The following is a 4,405-nucleotide window of genomic DNA, read 5'->3' on the forward strand; positions in this document are numbered from 1 at the left end:
TTCAAAGTCTCTCCCGAGCCATCGAAAGCAACTTCCGGCACTTCAAAACAAGCACGACCTCACTCAATGGCAACCAACCAAAACTCAGACTGCTACTCAGAAGTCCGCAATGTTCAACGGGCTGCTAGATGGCGAGCCAATTCCGCCCGTGTTTTGACCTCGTCAGAATCGAGAAGTGACTGGTACTGTCGAGCCCGTTCTAGTCCATCAGGGCGGGACTTCTTGGTCTTGTGTTTCGGCTTTGGAGTGGCCGGAACAGGGTCCCAAGGGTAAAACTCGACGTTCGGCGTTCGACGTAAGTTGTTGATACGAAAGGCTCCCAGCTCAACGAGCCCGTGTTCGCATAGAGTACGACTCGGGGAGCTTTCGAACGTCTGTGCGAACACAAAAGAGCTTCACACGCCATCGATGTGGTGAAATTTTGTTCTTATTTCATCTGGTACGATTGGAACGTCGCGTCGGTTGATGAAACCGACGCGGATTCAATTACTGTCTCATGACATCCTTTGCGCTGGCTTGGTTAGGACTTATAATTCCCAGGCCAGACAAATCGCCATCGTGGTCATTCAACTTGAGCGGATGCCCAGTGTATGGATCGACGGGAACAGTCCGGTTGATGCCTTTCATAGCTTCCTCCAGTGTTGCCGGACGCTTTCCGTGCAATAATTCCCACCGCTTGACGGCTAATGAGGCCATTGCCAATCTTCGTTGCGTATCCGATCTTCTCGATGCATCGGCAACAATGTTGAGCCATTGCTGCTGGAAAATTCCAATGACCCTAGGTGATACTTGCGGAAAGCCTGCCGTCCAATACTTGTTGAGTCGTTCCAGGTTCGCGAAGCGGCTTGGGTAGGACATTTGACGGACCTGTTTCAGCTGCTCGTAGCGACGGTTCAGCGTTCGTCGTTCGATCGCGTAGTCGAGTTCGGTCATGCGGTCAATTCCAACCGTCAAAGCTAGCCCCGCAACCACTCGCTCAAACTTTTCGTTCAGAGCAGTATCGGCGGTTATTTTATCAAGCATCTCCTTCGGGATTTCGGTTTTGTAATCATCGATCATCCTTCGAAGTGCGAGCGAATTAAGCCGGAATTCCTGAATATCTAAGAGCATTGGAATCAGCACAGCGCCCAGAGTCATAATTGGTTTCCTGCTAATCTCAAATTCGCGATTTACTTTCTCCGGGTCAATCTCCCCGTTTTCTAACTGGTACAACAACTGACGCCAGAAGATGTGATCAAACTGCTCGGCGGCAAGAACTGGATCGATTGACGAGTTCAATTGGTGCTCACGAATGGCTGCAATCATGCGATCACAATCGGCGGTCGTGACTCCGTTGGATGAAAGAGTTTGTGGGACAAGTTCTTTCCAGGCAGCCTCTTCCAGGCGACATGAACATACCTGGTTATGGACGTCGCCACGAGGCCGCAGGTCACGTGCAAGTCGCAACAGAATGGCGATATTCGTGATTGCCGAACTCTGGTCTGGCTGCTGCAGATCGAGGAACGTTTTTAGTTTCAGGACGTCGGCCACACGAAGAGCAGCTGCTGTACGAAAAGAAGGGGTGAGCGTTTCCAGTCCGTTCAGTTTCACTGGGAAGACACATTTCGCACGCTGCTGTGCTAGTCGAAGTTGAGCAAGCCCATCAGAGAACTCCAGAACTAACAATTTTAGGTCGGCCATGTCGACCGACGATGGCTCTTTCTCAAATTCGGTGATTGTTGATATCAGGCGATCCTCCCGTTCGCTGACACGTTTCAGTTTTTCCTTTTGTGCTTTGGATAGATCACCCTGGGATTCCAGACCTGTCGGTGAGAACTCATTGAAGGCCTGATCGTAAAGAGTAGCCGCATTCTTTTTGGGCGAAGAAAAGAAGCTACTTGCATCAAACGGAAGGTCATTATCTGCCCAAGGCGGCAAGCGGGATTTTGCCTTGGGGGCAGTATTTTGTGCTACGTGTTTGGCTTGTTTTGCAATTTCAATAGTCATATCGCCTCCGCGATAGATGGTGAGTATTTTCCGCTTCCCGTCTTCGAATGAATCAACGATTTGCGTTTTACCATCTTTGGCAGTCGTTACTTTCAATAGGGTGTCCTTGGTATCGCCTCGCAAGGTGATCTCGTATCTGCCAGCACGAATCGTTTGAGTTGACCTACCGGGTTGGACATCAAAAGAAGCGTATTCCTTGCCGTCTTTAAGGAGTACAATTTGTGTTCCAAGATTCCCCGCCTCGGCGTCAACCACCAATGTTCCTGTATCGGTAGCAACATAAATCATCACACCTGCGGAAAAAACCATAGCCAGGAAGATGGTACTGATGACGGTGAGGGCCAATGAGCGGCGTTTTCGTGTAGGTGAGACCCGAGTTGTTTCGCGTCTCGGGAATTCCACCTGTGGGCAATTATCTGAAATAGCCTCTACCAATTCCGCGGGCGTTTGGTATCGCTCGGCTGGATTTTTAGCCATCATCTTCTGCAATACTGCTTCAACTTCGGAAGGAACATCGTCTCGGAAGTTACTCAGACATGGAACTTCTTTTACGTGGTGCGCCTTCACCTTGTCCAAAACCGAACTTTCAGCAAAAGGTGCTCTACCTGTTAGTAGCGTGAAAAACGTGCATCCAAGGCTGTAGATGTCTGCACGAATATCAGCCAAGTGCGCATCCTGAGCCTGCTCGGGTGCAATATAGTCTGGCGTCCCCATCATTGTGCCCATTTGAGTGAGTTGGTACACAATGCGCGAATCAAGACGAATGTCTTGTGCATCGTATGCACCAACATCATTAGGAGTTTCTGCAGATTCAATGGCCTCTTCGGCTGCATTATTCGCCAAATTCGCGAGACCGAAATCGAGAATCTTCACAATTGAGTCATTGCTAACAATCGAACCTGTTTGTTGCTCGACCATCAAGTTGTGCGGCTTGATATCGCGATGAACCATCTCACAGTCATGAGCATGTTGCAGCCCTTCAGCCGTCTGACGGATGTATTGGCAAGCATCGTTCACGTCCAGTGGGCCTTCCTTGGTGATGATTTCATCCAGATTGTCACCGTCGACGTACTCCATGACCAAAAAATGAAGATTTCCAGCCTGTTCAGCGTCATGCGCAGTAACGATATTTGCATTCCGCAAGCTCGCGGCGGCTCGCACTTCTCGCTGGAAACGCTCGACTGCCGCATCATTGCTGACCAACTCCGGCTTGATGACCTTCAATGCAACAACGCGATTCATAACTTTGTGCTGGGCTTTGTAGACGTCACCCATTCCGCCGCGGCCGATTAATCCGAGGATTTCATATCGCGGATGATTACATAGCTCGGCCGGCAATGCCGTGAATTGACTGTGGTCTCTTCCAGTCAGATTCGACTCCACGTCAGCGGCGATATTGGACATGATTTCCTGGCTCTCGTTAATCTCTTGATTAAGTTGATCAGCGGGGGAGGCGGAACTGCGGATAAGCGATACAAAAGTGTCGTCTTGAACATTAACTATTGTTGCACTGCAATCCTCACATTCGCAAAGATGGGCCGCAATCTGGTCTGCTTCATCCGATTCGAGTGTGCCTAAGCCGAATGCGATCAATTGTTCCTTCTTTGGGTGAACTATTGAAGTGTTCATAGTCATGTTGGTCCAAGCAGGGTCAAATGTTTAATCGTTGTGATACAAGAAAAGAACGAAAAACCTCGAATTCTTACACCGGCCGGAAAAACTTTGTCAAATAATCGCGGTTCGCATGCAGTAAAGAATTTGTGACGTGCCTGATTTTCGCATCACGGTCGCTCGCATACTAATGGGACTCAACGAGGCCGTCCGCCTTGTGACGCAGGGCGGTCAGCACGCGATTGTGGGCCACATAAACAGACCCAATTGCCATGTTGCAGGTCCGCCGCCGCATCAATGGTACATACAACTCCGCAAGTTTATTCCAGGAATCTGAGTCGGTTCCCTGGCGGATTCTCGCAAGAAAGCTTAGTGAAGTCTCAGTCATGCCGGTGTCCGGAATCCGGTTCCACGTTTGCTTCCATCACGATTCCAAGCTTCCAGCTCACGAATAGGGATATTTTTTGATGTCCGCTCGGCTGGCAGCAATGAACTTTGACACCATCCGCTTCTTCCACGAGTGTTCTAACGATTGCAAAAATGTTCATATGTATTGCGTGGGCGAATGGGCCGTGGTTTACTGATCGTCCACTCCTGGTGATTTAATGTTTCGTGGTGCAATGGATTTTGATGTGCTCTCTTTCGGTTCAGCGTCTTGCTGGAAGAACGAATTAACGACTGAGAGCCTATCCGGAATCCTCTTCATGCTGTAAGTCGGTATTTGAACGGAGCTTGGTTGGGTGAAGGAGCTAAGCGGCGGAGCATGCGACCAATGGAAGCCACATAGATCATGGCTTCGCTCGATTTG

General features: G+C 49.6%; 2 protein-coding genes. Both read right to left on the reverse strand.

Annotated elements, in window-relative coordinates; genetic code table 11:
• Window positions 1-486 precede the first annotated feature (486 nt).
• A complete protein-coding gene (locus KOR42_RS25755; RefSeq protein ID WP_231741139.1) occupies window positions 487-3,615 on the reverse strand; it encodes a serine/threonine protein kinase in 3,129 nt (1,042 codons plus the stop codon).
• Window positions 3,616-3,784: 169 nt separating this feature from the next.
• Window positions 3,785-3,985: a hypothetical protein gene (locus KOR42_RS25760; protein WP_146512672.1), complete on the reverse strand. Its 201-nt coding sequence runs from the start codon at window positions 3,983-3,985 to the stop codon at window positions 3,785-3,787.
• Window positions 3,986-4,405: the final 420 nt, after the last annotated feature.

This window comes from Thalassoglobus neptunius (genome assembly GCF_007859735.1).
In the GTDB taxonomy this organism is placed as follows: domain Bacteria; phylum Planctomycetota; class Planctomycetia; order Planctomycetales; family Planctomycetaceae; genus Thalassoglobus; species Thalassoglobus neptunius.